This window comes from Pseudomonas sp. C2B4 (assembly GCF_013359695.1).
Lineage (GTDB): Bacteria > Pseudomonadota > Gammaproteobacteria > Pseudomonadales > Pseudomonadaceae > Aquipseudomonas.
This window is the reverse complement of sequence record NZ_JABFMU010000002.1, coordinates 117065-132821: the sequence shown is the minus strand read 5'-3', so window position 1 is coordinate 132821 and position 15757 is coordinate 117065. Positions and strand designations below refer to the sequence as shown.

Genomic DNA, 15757 nt, shown 5'->3' with positions numbered 1-15757 from the left:
TAAAGGAACAGATTTTGCTGTCGGATGTGATCGCCGCCATTGCGTCGGCGTCATTACTGGCTCAATTTAGCGGCATCGCCTCGGAAGGCCCTCGCACTTCATGTCATCGACCTCGTTCCGTCAGTCTCTGCGTCGCCTTTGGGCGCTGGATAAATTCAGCTACAGCGTGCGGGTGTTCATCGCCCTGACCGGCACCATGGCGCTGTGTTGGTATCAGGATGAAATGGGGCTGCTGATCCCGTTGTTCCTGGGGATTATCGCCAGCGCCCTGGCCGAGACCGACGACAGTTGGCAGGGTCGACTCAATGCGCTGGCCGTGACGCTGGTGTGTTTCCTGGTCGCCGCGCTGTCGGTCGAACTGCTGTTCCCCTACCCCATCTTTTTCATCATCGCCTTCGCACTCGCCGCCTTCTGCCTGACCATGCTCGGAGCCTTGGGCGAACGCTATGGCGCGATTGCCTCGGCGACGCTGATCCTGTCGGTCTACACCATGATCGGCGTGGACCAGCGCGGTGGCGCGGTGACCGACGTCTGGCACGAACCGGTGCTGCTGGTGGCGGGGGCGGCCTGGTACGGCTTGCTCTCGGTGCTGTGGCAGGCGCTGTTTTCCAATCAGCCGGTGCAGCAAAGCCTGGCGCGGCTGTTCCGGGAACTGGGTTATTACCTGAAATTGAAGTCGTCACTGTTCGAGCCGATCCGGCAGATGGACGTGGAAGCGCGGCGGTTGGAACTGGCGCAACAGAATGGTCGCGTGGTTGCGGCACTCAACGCCGCCAAGGAAATCATCCTGCACCGGGTCGGCAACGGCAGACCGGGCTCGAAAGTCAGCCGTTACCTGAAACTGTACTTCCTCGCCCAGGACATCCACGAGCGCGCCAGCTCCTCGCACTACCCTTACAACGCCCTGGCCGAGGCGTTTTTCCACAGCGATGTGCTGTTCCGCTGCCAGCGCCTGCTGCGCCAGCAGGGCAAGGCCTGTCGGGCGCTGGCCGAGTCGATCCAGATGCGCCAGCCGTTCGTCTATGACGCCAGCTTCGCCGAAGCCCTGGGCGATCTGCACGCCTCCCTTGAACACCTGCGCATCCAGAGCAACCCAGCCTGGCGCGGCTTGCTGCGTTCGTTGCGAGCGCTGGCGGCGAATCTTGGCACCCTCGACCGCTTGCTCAGCGACGCCAGCAACCCCGATGCCCTGGCCGACGCCACCGACAGCAGCCTGCTCGACCGCTCGCCGCGCAACCTCAAGGACGTCTGGGTACGCCTGCGCACGCAGCTGACGCCGACGTCGCTGCTGTTCCGCCACGCCCTGCGCTTGCCCCTGGCCTTGAGCATCGGCTACGCGATGGTGCATTTGATCCACCCGTCCCAGGGCTACTGGATCATCCTCACCACGCTGTTCGTCTGCCAACCGAACTACGGCGCCACCCGGCGCAAGCTCGGTCAGCGGATCATCGGCACCGCCATCGGCCTGACCCTGGCCTGGGCGCTGTTCGACCTGTTCCCCAACCCGCTGATCCAGTCATGCTTCGCGATTGCCGCCGGGGTGGTGTTCTTTACCAACCGCACCACCCGCTACACCCTGGCGACGGCAGCGATCACCCTGATGGTGCTGTTCTGCTTCAACCAGGTGGGCGACGGTTACGGACTGTTCGTGCCACGGCTGTTCGATACCTTGCTCGGCAGCCTGATCGCCGGCCTTGCCGTATTCCTGTTCCTGCCGGACTGGCAGGGACGGCGCCTGAACAAAGTGCTGGCCAACACCCTGGCCTGCAACAGCATTTACCTGCGTCAGATCATGCAGCAATACGCCGCCGGCAAGAGCGACGACCTGGCCTATCGCCTGGCCCGACGCAACGCGCACAACGCCGACGCGGCACTGTCGACCACCCTGGCCAACATGCTGATGGAGCCAGGGCATTTCCGTAAGGAAGCGGACGTGGGCTTCCGCTTCCTGGTGCTGTCACACACGCTGCTCAGTTACTTGTCTGGCTTGGGCGCGCACCGGGAAATCCAGTTGCCACCGGAGGTGCGCGAACACTTGATTGAGGAGGCCGGCGCCAAACTGGCCGTCAGCATCGATGAAATCGCCCAGGGGCTGTCGAGTAAATCGGCCATTGCCATTCAAAGTGATGAGGAAGAAGCGCTGGCCAATGAGCTGGAGCAGATGCCCGATGAAATCGATGAAGGCCAGCGGTTGGTGCAGACGCAACTGGCGCTGATCTGCCGGCAGTTGGGGCCGTTGCGGACCCTGGCGGCGCATTTGATCAAGGACACGAGCGAGGATTGAGGTTTTGCGCTGTCCGGGCGGGCCTCTTCGCGAGCAGGCTCGCTCCCACAGGGGAGTTGTATTCACCACTTAACACTGTGGGAGCGAGCCTGCTCGCGAAGAGGCCATCAGCCGCACCACAACCTCTGATCAGCCCTACATCCCATGCTGCCTCATCAACCGCTCATAACTCCCGTCCGCCTTCATCTTGGCAATCTCCCGATCGAAACCGGCGACGATCTGTTCATGCTTGGGGTTCTTCAGGCTGACCAGGATGTGCAGGCTGTTCTCGCTCAGCGGTTGGGGCAGGAACTCCACGGCATTGCGCACTTTGGCGGATTCGCGGGCCAGGTAATAACGCGCGACGTATTCGTCTTCCAGGGTCAGCTTGACCCTGTCCGCGGCGACCATGCGCACGGCCATGGCGAAGCTGTGGACTGGAACCTTCTGCAGCGACGCATCGTCATCGAACGCCGGTGAGTAGGCATAACCGCGCACCACCGCCACTGGGTAGGTGTGCAATTGCTGCAGATTGTTGAATTCGATGGGTGCATCCTTGCGCTTGATAAAGCGCACCCGGTTGATCAGGTACTCACCGGAAAACTTGCCGAGCTTGGTGCGTTCCTCGGTATACCAGGCGTTGACCAGCACGTCATACCGCCCCTCGCCCACACCCAGCAAGGCCCTCGCCCACGGCACCTGTTCGAAGTCACTGGCATAGCCGGCCCGCGCCAGAGCCGTACTGACAATGTCCGTGGCCAACCCGCCGTTGACCAGCGTGGCGTCGGTAAAAGGTGGCCAGGCATCAGCCACCAGGCGCAGTTTTTCCGCTGCCGCGGTTTGGAACAGCAACAGCAATCCAATCAAAGCAAAGGCTCGATGCAATCGCGGCATGCTAGAAAATCCTTAGCGGGCGGGCTGCCCGACGTGTTTTCAGCTAAAACTCCAAGCCCCTTACCGGCACACCCAGGCACTAAACGTTAGCTCATTGAAGCCACAGCACATCGCTTGATTCCAGATTACACAAAGAAGACAACGGCGCGCGAATGGAATGATGGCATTTTGGTCTTTATCACAGATTTCTCCGCCATAAAGACATCTATCGCTCGGGCGCTTACCATCACAGGGACGTTTTCAAGGAATCAGCACATGACTATCGAATGGGTCTGCAAACACCACAGCGATCTGGGTAAAGAACAGCTGTATGCCATTTTGCAGCTGCGTGCCGAGGTGTTCGTCGTCGAGCAAAAATGCGTCTATCAAGACATCGATGGCCAGGATCTGGAAGGTGATACCTGCCATTTGATGGCCTGGGACGGGGATCGACTGGTGGCGTATCTGCGCCTGCTCGACCCCGAACTGCAGGGCGGCGACGTGGTGATCGGTCGGGTGATCATTGCGCCACAGGCGCGAGGCACGGGCCTGGGGCATGAGCTGATGGCTCAGGCGCTGAAGCAAGTGGAAAAACACTGGCCCGACATGCCGATCTATCTCTCGGCCCAGGCGCATTTGCAGGGGTATTACGGGCGATACGGGTTTGAGGTGGCGGGTGAGGAGTTTGTCGAGGATGGTATTCCACACATAGGAATGCGGCGTCAGTAAGGACCCCTTCGCGAGCAGGCTCGCTCCCACATTGGAATGCATTTCAACTGTGGGAGCGAGCCTGCTCGCGAAGACGTCAGATCAATAACCACAGAATCTCAGGGATACTCCAGCACCGCCTTGATCTGCCGAAGATTACGCTCGATCCACCCCCGATCAATCGCCCCCCAGCCACGAATCCGATAGCGCCCGGCATGGTTGCGCGCGCCCTCTTCCTGCTCGAACTCACAAACAATATCCAGATCCGCCAACGCGGCAATGGTGTCCTGGGCCGTGCGCCGAGGCATCCCGGTGACTTCGGTCAATGCCGGAACGCTGCTGGCCAGCCCGCTGTCGATCAGGTACGCCACGTACAAGCGACGGTAGAAGCTGCTCTTGGTCTTGCTTACGTCCATCTAATGCTCCCTTAAAAGCTCGCAGACCGTGGCAGTGCCTACAAATCCCGCCAGGTCAGGTACACCCGCACATCGAACTCCACCTGGTGATACCCCGGCAGCATGTGCTCGCACAGTTTGTAGAACGCCTTGTTGTGATCGGATTCCTTGAAGTGCGCCAACTCGTGCACCACGATCATTTTCAGAAACTCGGCGGGCGCTTCCTTGAACAGCGAGGCGACGCGGATCTCCTTCTTGGCCTTGAGTTTGCCGCCCTGCACCCTCGAGATCGTGGTGTGCAGGCCGAGGGCGCGGTGGGTCAGGTCCAGGCGGTTGTCGAACAGCACCTTGTCGATGGCCGGAGCATTACGCAGGTATTCCTGCTTGAGATCCAACGCATAGGTGTACAACGCCTTGTCGCTCTGCACCTCGTGCTTTTGCGGGTAACGCTGGCTCAAGTAATCGCCCAGCCGACCGTCGGCGATCAGCTGGCGCACTTGATCCTGCAACGTAGCGGGATAGGCCTGGAGGTATTTCAACGCGGTCATCGCAACGGCAACACACATGACGAACAGGTCGCCAGTGTAGCGAATTCAGCGGGTCAGCGCGCTCCAGTCGAAGGGCTGCACGAAGTGACCGATGTCTTCGGCCATCATCGGCCGCGCCACCAGAAAACCCTGCACATACTCACAGCCATTGGCTTGCAGCCACTCGTACTGCGCCACGGTTTCCACCCCTTCGGCGATCACCAGCATCCCGTACTGCTTGCAAAGCCCGATCACATTGCGCACCAGCGCAGCATCTCGCGACGACTGCGGCAGCCTGGCAACCAAATGACGGTCGAGTTTGAGGGTGTCCAGTTCCAGGTCGCGCAAATGAGCCAGCGAACACGGCCCGGAACCGAAATCGTCCAGTGCCACCCTGACGCCCAGATTGCGCAGCAAACGCAGCTGTTTACGGGTTTCTTCCGGATTGTGGGTCAAGGCGTCTTCCGTCACCTCCACTTCCAGATGTCGAGGCTGCAGGCCATGACGCTCCAGCACCTGGCGCAGCTCGGTGACAAGGTTGGGCATGGCGAACTGAGTGCTGCTCAAGCTGACACCCAATACCAGATCCTCGGCAAACAGGGTGCCCCAGGCTTTGCGTTGCTCGGCACCGCGCTGGTAAATCCAGCTGGCCAGGCGACTGATCAGCCGGGCTTCCTCCAGCAGTGGCAAGAACAGCCCCGGAGGCACATCACCGACACTCGGATGCTGCCAGCGCAACAACGCCTCGAACCCGCGAATCTGGCCACCGGCAATGGCCACCTGTGGCTGATAGACCAGGCTGAAATCGCGGTTTTCGATGGCTGTGCGCACGCTTTCTTCGAGCATCAGCCGTGAGCGTGCCCGGCCATTCATTTCGTGATCGTAGAAGCGGTATTGCTGACGACCGGCACGTTTGGCTTCGTACATGGCGATGTCGGAAGCCCGCAACAAACCGTCCAGGCTGGCCCCGCAATCCGGGAACGTGGCAATGCCGATACTGGCGCCCAGGGTCATTTCCAGGCCGTCGATTTGTTGGCAAATCGACACACGTTCTATCAGCTTCTCGGCAATCTTGGCCGCTTGTTCGGGAAACTCCAGGTCCAGCAACGCCGTGAATTCGTCCCCCCCCATGCGCGCCAGGATATCGAATGGACGCAGGCATGCCTTCAACTGCTCGGACACCCAGCGCAGCACCCGATCACCGGCATCATGGCCGAGCGAATCATTGACCCGCTTGAATCCGTCCAGATCCAGATACATCAAGACCCAGGCACTGTCGGAGCGCTCACCGCGCAGCAGCAGGTTTTCGACGGTCTGGTAGAAGCCACGACGATTGAGCAACCCGGTCAGCGGGTCGGTGACCGCCTGGAATTCGAGTTGCTGATGCAGGTGGCGCACGACCGACATGTCCAGCACTGTCACCACCATTGCCTGCTGCTCCTTTGGCAATGGTGCACAGGACAACGCGACCGGCACCTGCTGACCCGGGGCCGTACGCAGCAGAGCGTCATGCAAGCGCAGGGTTTCACCGCGTTTGTAACCAGCAAGCAAATCGGAGTCGGCCCAGTTCGGGATATGCGGTTTTTGCAGGAAATCCAGGAACATCCGCCCTTGCAACTCTTGCACGGTGGCATTGAGCAGGCGTGACATCGCCGGATTGGCAAAGCGGATCAGGCCCTCCTCATTCACCACCAGGATGCCTTCGGCGGCATTGTCCAGCACCGAGGCATTGAAGGCGCGGGCAACCTCCAGATCATGGCTCAGGCGCTGCAAGGCCCGTCGATTGCGCTGGTGCTCGAGCAAGGCCTGGACCTTGGGCTTGAGGATCTGCGGGTCAAACGGTTTAAACAGATAATCCACGGCGCCACTGGCATAACCCTTGATCACCGCATCCTGGGACTGCTCGTTGGCGGTCAGGAAAATGATCGGCGTCAGTCGGGTCCGCTGGCTGCCGCGCATCAGGCGTGCCACTTCGAAACCGTCCATGCCCGGCATCTGCACATCCAGCAGCACCAGGTCGACATCGTGCTCAAGCAACAGACCGAGGGCTTCGAAACCTGAGGCTGCGGTCATGACCTGCCAGTCCTGGCGCTGCAACAACGCGCGCATGCTGAGCAGGTTCTCAGGGTAATCGTCGACAATTAATAACGTTGAACGGCCTTCATCTGGCGGGGGGTGCGCGCATTCCATGCTGCTTCTCTTTGTTCGGGACGTCAGGCCGGTTTCTCGTGAAAACCGGACAGATACTGTGCCATCACTCTAGTCCGGGTTCTACTAAAGCAGTAGGTGTCAGTACGCCATCATTTAACCAATGCGTTAGTTTGCCGACTAACGGTAACATCTGGAGGCCGCTAAAACCGGCGAAGATGGCCTTTTAACAGGATTTTGACTTCACCCATTTTGTCTGGCCAGCATTAACAAAAAAGCCTCCTACGCTTATAAAGAGCGCCCTCGAAGGCCCGTGCTAGAGCTTCTGGTACGTCCGTGCTGCAAAAACCCTGGAAGCTTTTCCCATGATCGACCTCGCATCCTGGAACCTCAGCGTTCCTGTCGGCAATCCGCCGTACACCGTTGAAACCTCCAAACTGGTTAACGGCTTCAAGGATCAATACTTTCATTCCGACACCGGCACGCTGTTTTTCTGGGCCCCGGTGACCGGCTCCCGCACTGAAAACGCCATCTACCCTCGCACCGAACTGCGGGAAACCTACAGCAACGGCACACTGAAAAACTGGTACTACCCCGACGCCGACAATTCCCTGCGTGCCACCCTGGCGGTCAATCAAGTGCCAAGCTCGGGCAAGATCGTCATCGGTCAGATCCACGCCTATAACAGCCAGAAGCCAATGGTGAAGGTCGAATACCAGTACAAGACCAAGACGGCCACCGGCAACATCGTCGCCAAAGTACGCATGCGCCCCGATGACGACGCAGGCCGGGTCATCACCATCGCCACCGGCGTGAAACTGGACCGCGAGTTTTCCTACCTCATCCACCTCAGCCCTGGCGGCGCGCTCGGCATCAGCGCCGCGGGTTACCAGTGGGACACCAACATCAGCGCGACATGGCGCGACAAGCCGCTGTACTTCAAGGCCGGGGTGTATGTGCAGGACAACACCGGGTACACCAGCGAGGGCGGGAAAGTGACGTTCAGCAAGCTGGATATCGATCACGATAAGTAGTGATCTATGTGGGAGCGAGCCTGCTCGCGAATGCGGTTTCACCGTCAACATTGATGCCGGCTGACCCACCGCTTTCGCGAGCAAGCCCGCTCCCACAATGACCGCATCCGACCGTGAATCTTCGGCCATAAAAAAACCCGCATTTCTGCGGGTTTTTTGTGGGACTCAAACGCTCAGGACTTAGTTGACCTTGGCGTTCAACTCACCTTTCAGGTAACGCTGGTACATGCCTTCCAGGGAGATCGGCTTGATCTTCGAGGCGTTGCCGGCGGTGCCGAAGGCTTCGTAACGTGCGATGCACACGTCGCGCATGGCGGTCACGGTGGCGCCGAAGAATTTACGCGGGTCGAACTCGCTCGGGTTGGTGGCCATCAGGCGACGCATCGCACCGGTGGATGCCAGGCGCAGGTCGGTGTCGATGTTGACCTTGCGCACGCCGTGCTTGATACCTTCGACGATTTCTTCAACCGGAACGCCGTAGGTTTCTTTGATGTCGCCGCCGTACTGGTTGATGATCGCCAGCCACTCTTGCGGAACCGAAGACGAACCGTGCATCACCAGGTGAGTGTTCGGAATGCGCTTGTGGATTTCCTTGATGCGATCGATCGCCAGTACGTCACCGGTAGGTGGCTTGGTGAACTTGTACGCGCCGTGGCTGGTGCCGATGGCGATGGCCAGGGCATCGACCTGAGTGCGCTTGACGAAGTCAGCGGCTTCTTCCGGGTCGGTCAGCATCTGGCTGTGGTCCAGAACGCCTTCGGCGCCGATGCCGTCTTCTTCACCGGCCATGCCGGTTTCCAGCGAACCCAGGCAGCCCAGCTCGCCTTCAACCGAAACGCCGCAGGCGTGAGCCATGGCCACGGTTTGTTGGGTCACACGGACGTTGTAGTCGTAGTCGGTCGGGGTCTTGCCGTCTTCACCCAGGGAACCGTCCATCATCACCGAGCTGAAGCCCAACTGGATGGAGCGCTGGCAGACGTCAGGGCTGGTGCCGTGGTCCTGGTGCATGCACACCGGGATGTGCGGGAATTCTTCGATGGCTGCCAGGATCAGGTGACGCAGGAACGGCGCGCCGGCGTATTTGCGAGCACCGGCCGAAGCCTGGACGATCACCGGGGAGTCAGTCTTGTCAGCGGCTTCCATGATGGCGCGCATCTGCTCAAGGTTGTTGACGTTGAAGGCTGGAACGCCGTAGCCGAACTCGGCTGCGTGGTCCAGCATCTGGCGCATGCTGATAAGTGCCATTGTGTGTGTCTCTCCCGGTTGAGGGTCGTTAATCGTGCCAGCCTGCCGTAGCGGCGGCGGCTATTCAAGTTATTGCAGATCGGGGGTTGGTCCCGGCCTGCGAATTCGGTGTTGCATCAGTTCTGACGCGGCCCCCTGTAGGAGCGAGCCTGCTCGCGATGGTGGCCCGGACAACGCGGGCATTCAGGCGCCCAGCGTTATCGTTAACGACCATCGCGAGCAGGCTCGCTCCTACAGGTACAGCGCAATCCGTTTATTGCGCCTTGCACCCACGGCCAATCAAATCATTGGTGGCGACCCAGTAAACCAGGCCTTCCTCACCCTTTACGTGAAACGCCAGCATGTCGTTGCTGTACAGCGAACCCGACGCGCCCGGTTCCTGCTTCAAGCGGTAAACCTGATCCGCACCGCCCAGTCGCACGTCGACTTCGCGGCGGCTGTCGTCGGTGTAACGCCAAAGCACCTTGGCCTGGCTGTCGCAGGTCCAGGTGGTCCAGTTATCCGCCGGGGCGGACGACTGGAACGGGTTCAAGTGAGTGCACCCGGCCAGCAAAGCCAGCGCCGTAATGGCGATAAAACCTTTCATCCGTGTTCCTCGGTTGGCGGCCCACGCTGCCAACCCTGAGTAAAGAGTCAGACCCGTCAAGGACAACCATGTTCCTTGGCGGGGGTCTGTGTCTCGTATTTGTCCAGGCCGTCAGGCCCGGAGCGCTTGTTGAGCACCGGGTTGGTTTCCGCCTGCCAGTCGGCCTGGTAGCAGCCTTTATCCTGTGCAGGCGTCTCGGGCACCTGCGGAGCTTTCGGGTCACTCCCGCAAGCCGCCAGTGAACCCGCGACGATCAACAGCGCTAACGTCTTGACCATGAAAACACTCCCTTGCCTGGCCAAACGGACGACCTCAGGCCTTGGCCCGGCTTTCCAGGACTTCAACGGCTGGTAGCACCTTGCCTTCGACGAATTCGAGGAATGCGCCGCCACCGGTAGAAATGTAGGAGATTTGCTGGGCAACGCCATACTTGTCGATGGCCGCCAGAGTGTCGCCACCGCCAGCGATGGAGAACGCCGCGCTCTCGGCGATGGCCTGGGCCAGCACTTTGGTGCCATTGCCGAACTGGTCGAATTCGAACACACCGACCGGGCCGTTCCACAGAATGGTTTTCGACGACTTCAGAAGCTCGGCGAAATTCGCCGCGGTCTGCGGACCGATATCCAGGATCATGTCATCGGCAGCGACGTCAGCGATCAGCTTCACGGTGGCCGCGGCGCTTTCGGCGAATTCCTTGGCAACCACTACGTCCACTGGCAGCGGAACACTGACCTTGGCGGCGATGGCGCGGGCGGTGTCCAGCAGGTCTGGCTCGTACAGGGACTTGCCCACCGGGTGACCGGCGGCCGCCAGGAAGGTATTGGCAATGCCGCCGCCAACGATCAACTGGTCGCAGATCTGGCTCAGGCTGTTCAGTACGTCGAGCTTGGTCGACACCTTGGAGCCGGCAACAATGGCAGCCATTGGCTTGGCCGGTGCACCCAGGGCCTTGCCCAGTGCGTCCAGTTCAGCCGCCAGCAACGGACCGGCCGCTGCGACTTTGGCGAACTTGGCCACGCCGTGGGTCGAACCCTCGGCACGGTGCGCGGTACCGAAGGCGTCCATCACGAACACGTCGCACAGGGCGGCGTATTGCTTGGCCAGTTCATCGGCGTTCTTTTTCTCGCCTTTGTTGAAGCGCACGTTTTCGAACAGCACGATGTCGCCGGCCTTGACGTCGACGCCACCCAGGTAATCGGCTACCAGCGGCACTTCACGACCCAGAGCCTTGCTCAGGTAGTCGGCGACTGGCTTGAGGCTGTTCTCGGCGGAGAATTCGCCTTCGGTCGGACGGCCAAGGTGTGAGCAGACCATCACTGCCGCGCCTTTTTCCAGGGCCAGCTTGATGGTCGGCAGCGAAGCCAGGATTCGCGCATCGCTGGTGACTACACCGTCCTTGACTGGGACGTTGAGGTCTTCGCGGATCAGTACGCGCTTACCTTGCAGATCGAGGTCGGACATCTTCAACACGGTCATGGGTCGCATTTCCTGGGTTACTGATTTAGAGAGCAGATGTTGGAGTCGCTGTTTGCAGATAGTGCTCTGCAACGTCCAGCATTCGGTTGGCAAAACCCCATTCGTTGTCGAACCAGGCCAGGATGTTTACCAGCCGTGGGCCGGAAACGCGGGTCTGACTGGCATCGACGATCGCCGAATGTGGGTCGTGGTTAAAATCACAGCTTGCGTGGGGCAACTCGGTATAGGCCAGAAGGCCTTTGAGCGGGCCGCTGGTGGCAGCCTCACGCAGAATCCGGTTGACCTCGGTGGCGTCGGTATCACTCACGGTCTGCATCGTGATATCGAGGCACGACACATTCACCGTCGGCACACGTACGGCTTTGGCCTGAATTCGCCCGGCAAGTTCCGGCAACAGGCGTTCGATGCCGCGCGCCAGACCAGTGGACACCGGGATCACCGACTGAAACGCCGAACGGGTACGGCGCAGATCTTCATGGTGATAGGCGTCGATTACCGGTTGATCGTTCATCGCCGAGTGAATGGTGGTGATCGATACGTACTCCAGGCCAACGGCCTGATCCAGCAGGCGCAACAGCGGCACGCCGCAGTTGGTGGTGCAGGAGGCGTTGGACACCAGCAGTTCGTCACCGGTCAGGCAATCCTGGTTCACGCCATAGACGATGGTGGCGTCGACATCCGCCTCGCTGGCCATCGGCTGGGAAAACAGCACGCGCGGCGCGCCGGCGTCGAGGAAGCGCTGACCGTCTTCACGGGTGTGATAGGCACCGGAGCATTCCAGCACCAGATCGACGCCCAGGGACGCCCAATCGATGCCTTCGGGGGTGGCACTGCGCAGGACCTTCACGCAGTCGCCATTAATATGCAGACAATCGCCGTCGACCTTCACCTCACCGGGAAAGCGCCCGTGGGTGGAGTCGAAGCGTGTCAGGTATTCGATGCTGGCCATGTCGGCCAGATCGTTGATCGCGACAATTTCAAACCCGGCCTTCTCGCCTCGCTCGAACAACGCACGCAAGACGCAACGACCAATCCGGCCGTAGCCGTTGAGTGCAACTTTGTAAGGACGCGGTTGAGGCATGGGGGTTCTCGATTACCGTGGTCAATCTGTCATTGCAGCGTTGACCGAACCACCGCTTTCGCGAGCAGGCTCGCTCCCACAGGGAAATGCATTCCAACTGTGGGAGCGAGCCTGCTCGCGAAGGCGGCAGTCCGGGCGACTCACTTCTGGATCAGTCTTCCAGCAGTTCTTCAGCCTGACCCAGGATGTTTTCCAGGGTGAAACCGAACTCTTCGAACAAGGCAGGCGCAGGTGCCGACTCGCCGTAGGTGGTCATGCCGATCACGCGACCTTCCAGACCGACGTACTTGTACCAGTAGTCGGCGTGGGAAGCCTCGATGGCGATACGGGCGCTGACCTGCAACGGCAGGACCGATTGCTTGTAGCCGGCGTCCTGGGCGTCGAACACGCTGGTGCAAGGCATGGAAACCACGCGCACCTTGCGGCCCTGCTCGGTCAGTTTGTCGAAGGCCTGAACGGCCAGGCCGACTTCCGAACCGGTGGCGATCAGGATCAGCTCAGGCTCGCCTGCGCAGTCCTTGAGCACATAACCACCGCGGCTGATGTCGGCGATCTGCAGGGCATTGCGGGTCTGGTGCTGCAGGTTCTGACGCGAGAAGATCAGGGCCGAAGGGCCGTCTTTACGCTCCAGCGCGTACTTCCAGGACACCGCCGATTCAACGGCGTCGGCCGGACGCCAGGTGTCGAGGTTCGGCGTGCAGCGCAGGCTGGCCAGTTGCTCGATTGGCTGGTGAGTCGGACCGTCTTCGCCCAGACCGATGGAGTCATGGGTATAGACGTGGATCACACGCTGCTTCATCAGGGCCGACATACGCACGGCATTGCGGGCGTATTCCATGAACATCAGGAAGGTCGCGCCGTAAGGCACCAGGCCACCGTGCAGGGCAACACCGTTCATGATCGCGGTCATGCCGAACTCGCGCACGCCGTAGTACATGTAGTTGCCGCTGGCATCTTCAGCGGTCACGCCTTTGCAGCCTTTCCACAGGGTCAGGTTGGAACCGGCCAGGTCAGCCGAGCCGCCGAGGAACTCTGGCAGCAGCGGGCCGAACGCGTTCAGGGCGTTCTGGCTGGCTTTACGGCTGGCGATGGTTTCGCCTTTGGCAGCCACTTCGGCGATGTAGGCATCAGCCTTTTCGGCGAAGTCGGCCGGCAGCTCACCACTCAAGCGACGGATCAGCTCGTTGGCTTCGGTAGGGAAGGCTGCGGAGTAGGCAGCGAAACGCTGGTCCCACTCGGCTTCGGCCGCGCGACCGGCTTCCTTGGCATCCCACTCGGCATAGATGTCGGCCGGGATTTCGAACGGGCCGTGGTTCCATTTCAGCGCAGCGCGGGTCAGGGCGATTTCCGCGTCACCCAGCGGGGCGCCGTGGCAGTCTTCCTTGCCTTGCTTGTTCGGCGAACCGAAACCGATGGTGGTCTTGCAGCAGATCAGTGTCGGCTGAGCGCTTTTGCGAGCGGTCTCGATCGCGATCTTGATCTCTTCCGGATCATGACCGTCGACGTTGCGGATTACCTGCCAGTTGTAGGATTCGAAACGCTTTGGCGTGTCATCGGTGAACCAGCCTTCGACTTCACCGTCGATGGAAATGCCGTTGTCGTCATAGAAGGCGATCAACTTGCCCAGGCCCAGAGTGCCGGCCAGGGAAGCGACTTCGTGGGAGATGCCTTCCATCATGCAGCCATCACCCAGGAACACATAGGTGTGGTGGTCGACGATGTTGTGACCAGGACGGTTGAACTGCGCCGCCATGACCTTTTCAGCCAGGGCAAAACCCACGGCGTTGGCCAGGCCCTGGCCCAATGGGCCGGTGGTGGTTTCAACGCCCGGGGTGTAACCGAACTCCGGGTGGCCCGGTGTGCGGCTGTGCAGTTGGCGGAACTGCTTCAAGTCATCGATCGACACGTCGTAGCCGGTCAGGTGCAGCAGCGAGTAGATCAGCATCGAGCCGTGACCGTTGGACAGCACGAAGCGGTCGCGGTCGGCGTAGGATGGATTGCTCGGGTTGTGCTTGAGGTAGTCGCGCCAAAGCACTTCGGCGATATCTGCCATACCCATAGGGGCACCGGGATGGCCGCTGTTGGCTTTTTGCACGGCATCCATGCTGAGGGCACGAATGGCGTTGGCACGCTCACGACGGCTAGGCATCGCTGATCTCCTGGGAATTCTGAAACGAGAGTGAATAAACGAAACGGAAAAAAGGCGAGCATTTTCCCTCACCCGGACGCCTCGGGGCAATGACAGATAGTCATCTGGAGGCGTTTTTCCAATGGATAACGACGGTTTCGGCTGGTGAAACCTTTCCGCCATCCGTTTGTTGACTGAAGCTAACGTTAAGAAGTGCCATCTATCGAGCAATATCAAAACTTTTTGATATTGCTCTTGCGATGCTTCGGGCGCGTGACTAGACTGCCGGCCTTATGAATTTACGCGTGCCTTCAATTCGCCATGACGATTGCGATGAGCTGGCGGCCTTGTGCAAGGCCGCTGGCGATCCTTTGCGGTTGAATGTTTTGCGCGCACTGGCCAACGATTCGTTTGGCGTACTTGAATTGGCGCAGATCTTCGGGATCGGCCAGTCGGGGATGAGTCATCACCTCAAGGTATTGGCCCAGGCCGACCTGGTTGCCACTCGCCGTGAAGGCAACGCGATCTTCTACCGTCGCGCCCTGCCCCACACCGATTTGCTGGGTGGCAAGCTGCATGCTGCCTTGCTCGAAGAAGTGGATGACCTGACTTTGCCTGCCGATGTGCAGTTACGCATCACCCAGGTCCACGGGCAAAGGGCGGCGGCCAGTCAGGATTTTTTTTCACGGGTCGCGGAGAAGTTTCGCGCCCAGCAAGACTTGATCGCCGGCTTGTCGCAATACCGCGATAGCGTGGTGGCACTACTCGACAAGCTGAGTTTCAGCGAAGGCGCCACGGCCATCGAGGTCGGCCCCGGGGACGGTGCTTTTCTACCGGAACTGGCGCGCCGCTTCAGCCAGGTCACGGCGCTGGACAACAGCCAGGCGATGCTCGAACTGGCGCGCCAGGTGTGCGAACGGCAGATGCTGACCAACGTCAGCCTGCAACTGGCCGATGCCTTGAACGGCGTGAGCCTCAAGGCCGATTGCGTTGTATTGAACATGGTGCTGCATCATTTTGCTGCGCCGGCCGATGCGCTCAAACACATGGCCCATTTGCTGCAACCAGGCGGTAGCCTGTTGGTGACAGAGTTATGTAGCCACAACCAGAGTTGGGCCAAGGAGGCCTGCGGTGATCTCTGGTTGGGGTTTGAACAGGACGATCTGGCCCGTTGGGCCACCGCTGCGGGACTCGTTCCCGGGGAAAGCCTCTATGTAGGCTTACGTAATGGTTTCCAGATCCAGGTCCGCCATTTTCAGCGGCCGGCTGGCGACACTCACCATCGGTAATTTC

The 15757-nt window shown here is 60.2% G+C and carries 14 protein-coding genes; 4 read left to right on the top strand and 10 right to left on the bottom strand.

Annotated elements, in window-relative coordinates:
* Positions 1-100 precede the first annotated feature (100 nt).
* Complete coding sequence (yccS, locus tag HNQ83_RS02325; protein ID WP_175387477.1) at positions 101-2284, top strand: YccS family putative transporter; 2184 nt, start codon at positions 101-103, stop codon at positions 2282-2284.
* A 135-nt stretch (positions 2285-2419) separates the two neighbouring features.
* On the opposite strand, the gene HNQ83_RS02320 is transcribed toward yccS, so the two are convergent.
* On the bottom strand, positions 2420-3157 hold the full coding sequence (locus HNQ83_RS02320) for an ABC transporter substrate-binding protein (protein ID WP_175387476.1): 738 nt from the start codon (positions 3155-3157) through the stop codon (positions 2420-2422).
* Between the two features lie 255 nt (positions 3158-3412).
* On the opposite strand from HNQ83_RS02320, the gene HNQ83_RS02315 reads away from it, so the two are divergent.
* On the top strand, positions 3413-3865 hold the full coding sequence (locus tag HNQ83_RS02315; RefSeq protein WP_175387475.1) for a GNAT family N-acetyltransferase: 453 nt from the start codon (positions 3413-3415) through the stop codon (positions 3863-3865).
* 98 nt (positions 3866-3963) lie between these two features.
* On the opposite strand, the gene HNQ83_RS02310 is transcribed toward HNQ83_RS02315, so the two are convergent.
* The 3 genes from HNQ83_RS02310 to HNQ83_RS02300 are packed head-to-tail and all read right to left on the bottom strand — an operon-like array spanning position 3964 to position 6956.
* On the bottom strand, positions 3964-4260 hold the full coding sequence (locus HNQ83_RS02310; RefSeq protein ID WP_046818280.1) for a helix-turn-helix domain-containing protein: 297 nt from the start codon (positions 4258-4260) through the stop codon (positions 3964-3966).
* Positions 4261-4298: 38 nt separating this feature from the next.
* Positions 4299-4787 carry a M48 family metallopeptidase gene (locus HNQ83_RS02305; RefSeq protein WP_175387615.1) on the bottom strand — a complete coding sequence of 163 codons (489 nt, stop codon included), beginning with the start codon at positions 4785-4787 and terminating at the stop codon, positions 4299-4301.
* A 45-nt stretch (positions 4788-4832) separates the two neighbouring features.
* On the bottom strand, positions 4833-6956 hold the full coding sequence (locus tag HNQ83_RS02300; RefSeq protein ID WP_175387474.1) for a bifunctional diguanylate cyclase/phosphodiesterase: 2124 nt from the start codon (positions 6954-6956) through the stop codon (positions 4833-4835).
* Between the two features lie 323 nt (positions 6957-7279).
* On the opposite strand from HNQ83_RS02300, the gene HNQ83_RS02295 reads away from it, so the two are divergent.
* Positions 7280-7948 carry a polysaccharide lyase family 7 protein gene (locus tag HNQ83_RS02295; RefSeq protein WP_175387473.1) on the top strand — a complete coding sequence of 223 codons (669 nt, stop codon included), beginning with the start codon at positions 7280-7282 and terminating at the stop codon, positions 7946-7948.
* 180 nt (positions 7949-8128) lie between these two features.
* On the opposite strand, the gene fba is transcribed toward HNQ83_RS02295, so the two are convergent.
* From fba to tkt, 6 genes are all read right to left on the bottom strand, one after another.
* Positions 8129-9193, bottom strand: coding sequence for a class II fructose-bisphosphate aldolase (gene fba / locus HNQ83_RS02290; protein ID WP_007975467.1), 1065 nt, complete (start codon positions 9191-9193; stop codon positions 8129-8131).
* 253 nt (positions 9194-9446) lie between these two features.
* Positions 9447-9779: an MliC family protein gene (locus tag HNQ83_RS02285; RefSeq protein WP_175387472.1), complete on the bottom strand. Its 333-nt coding sequence runs from the start codon at positions 9777-9779 to the stop codon at positions 9447-9449.
* A 56-nt stretch (positions 9780-9835) separates the two neighbouring features.
* Complete coding sequence (locus HNQ83_RS02280) at positions 9836-10057, bottom strand: hypothetical protein (protein WP_175387471.1); 222 nt, start codon at positions 10055-10057, stop codon at positions 9836-9838.
* Positions 10058-10091: 34 nt separating this feature from the next.
* Complete coding sequence (locus HNQ83_RS02275) at positions 10092-11255, bottom strand: phosphoglycerate kinase (protein ID WP_175387470.1); 1164 nt, start codon at positions 11253-11255, stop codon at positions 10092-10094.
* Between the two features lie 25 nt (positions 11256-11280).
* The gene (gene epd / locus HNQ83_RS02270) at positions 11281-12336 is read right to left on the bottom strand and encodes an erythrose-4-phosphate dehydrogenase (RefSeq protein WP_175387469.1); all 1056 of its coding nucleotides are present in this window, start codon (positions 12334-12336) and stop codon (positions 11281-11283) included.
* Between the two features lie 151 nt (positions 12337-12487).
* Positions 12488-14485 (bottom strand): transketolase, encoded by a 1998-nt coding sequence (gene tkt, locus HNQ83_RS02265; protein WP_175387468.1) that lies wholly within the window; start codon positions 14483-14485, stop codon positions 12488-12490.
* Positions 14486-14757: 272 nt separating this feature from the next.
* Here tkt and HNQ83_RS02260 point away from each other — a divergent pair, with 272 nt between their 5' ends.
* Positions 14758-15753, top strand: coding sequence for a metalloregulator ArsR/SmtB family transcription factor (locus HNQ83_RS02260; protein ID WP_175387467.1), 996 nt, complete (start codon positions 14758-14760; stop codon positions 15751-15753).
* The last annotated feature ends 4 nt before the right edge of the window (positions 15754-15757 follow it).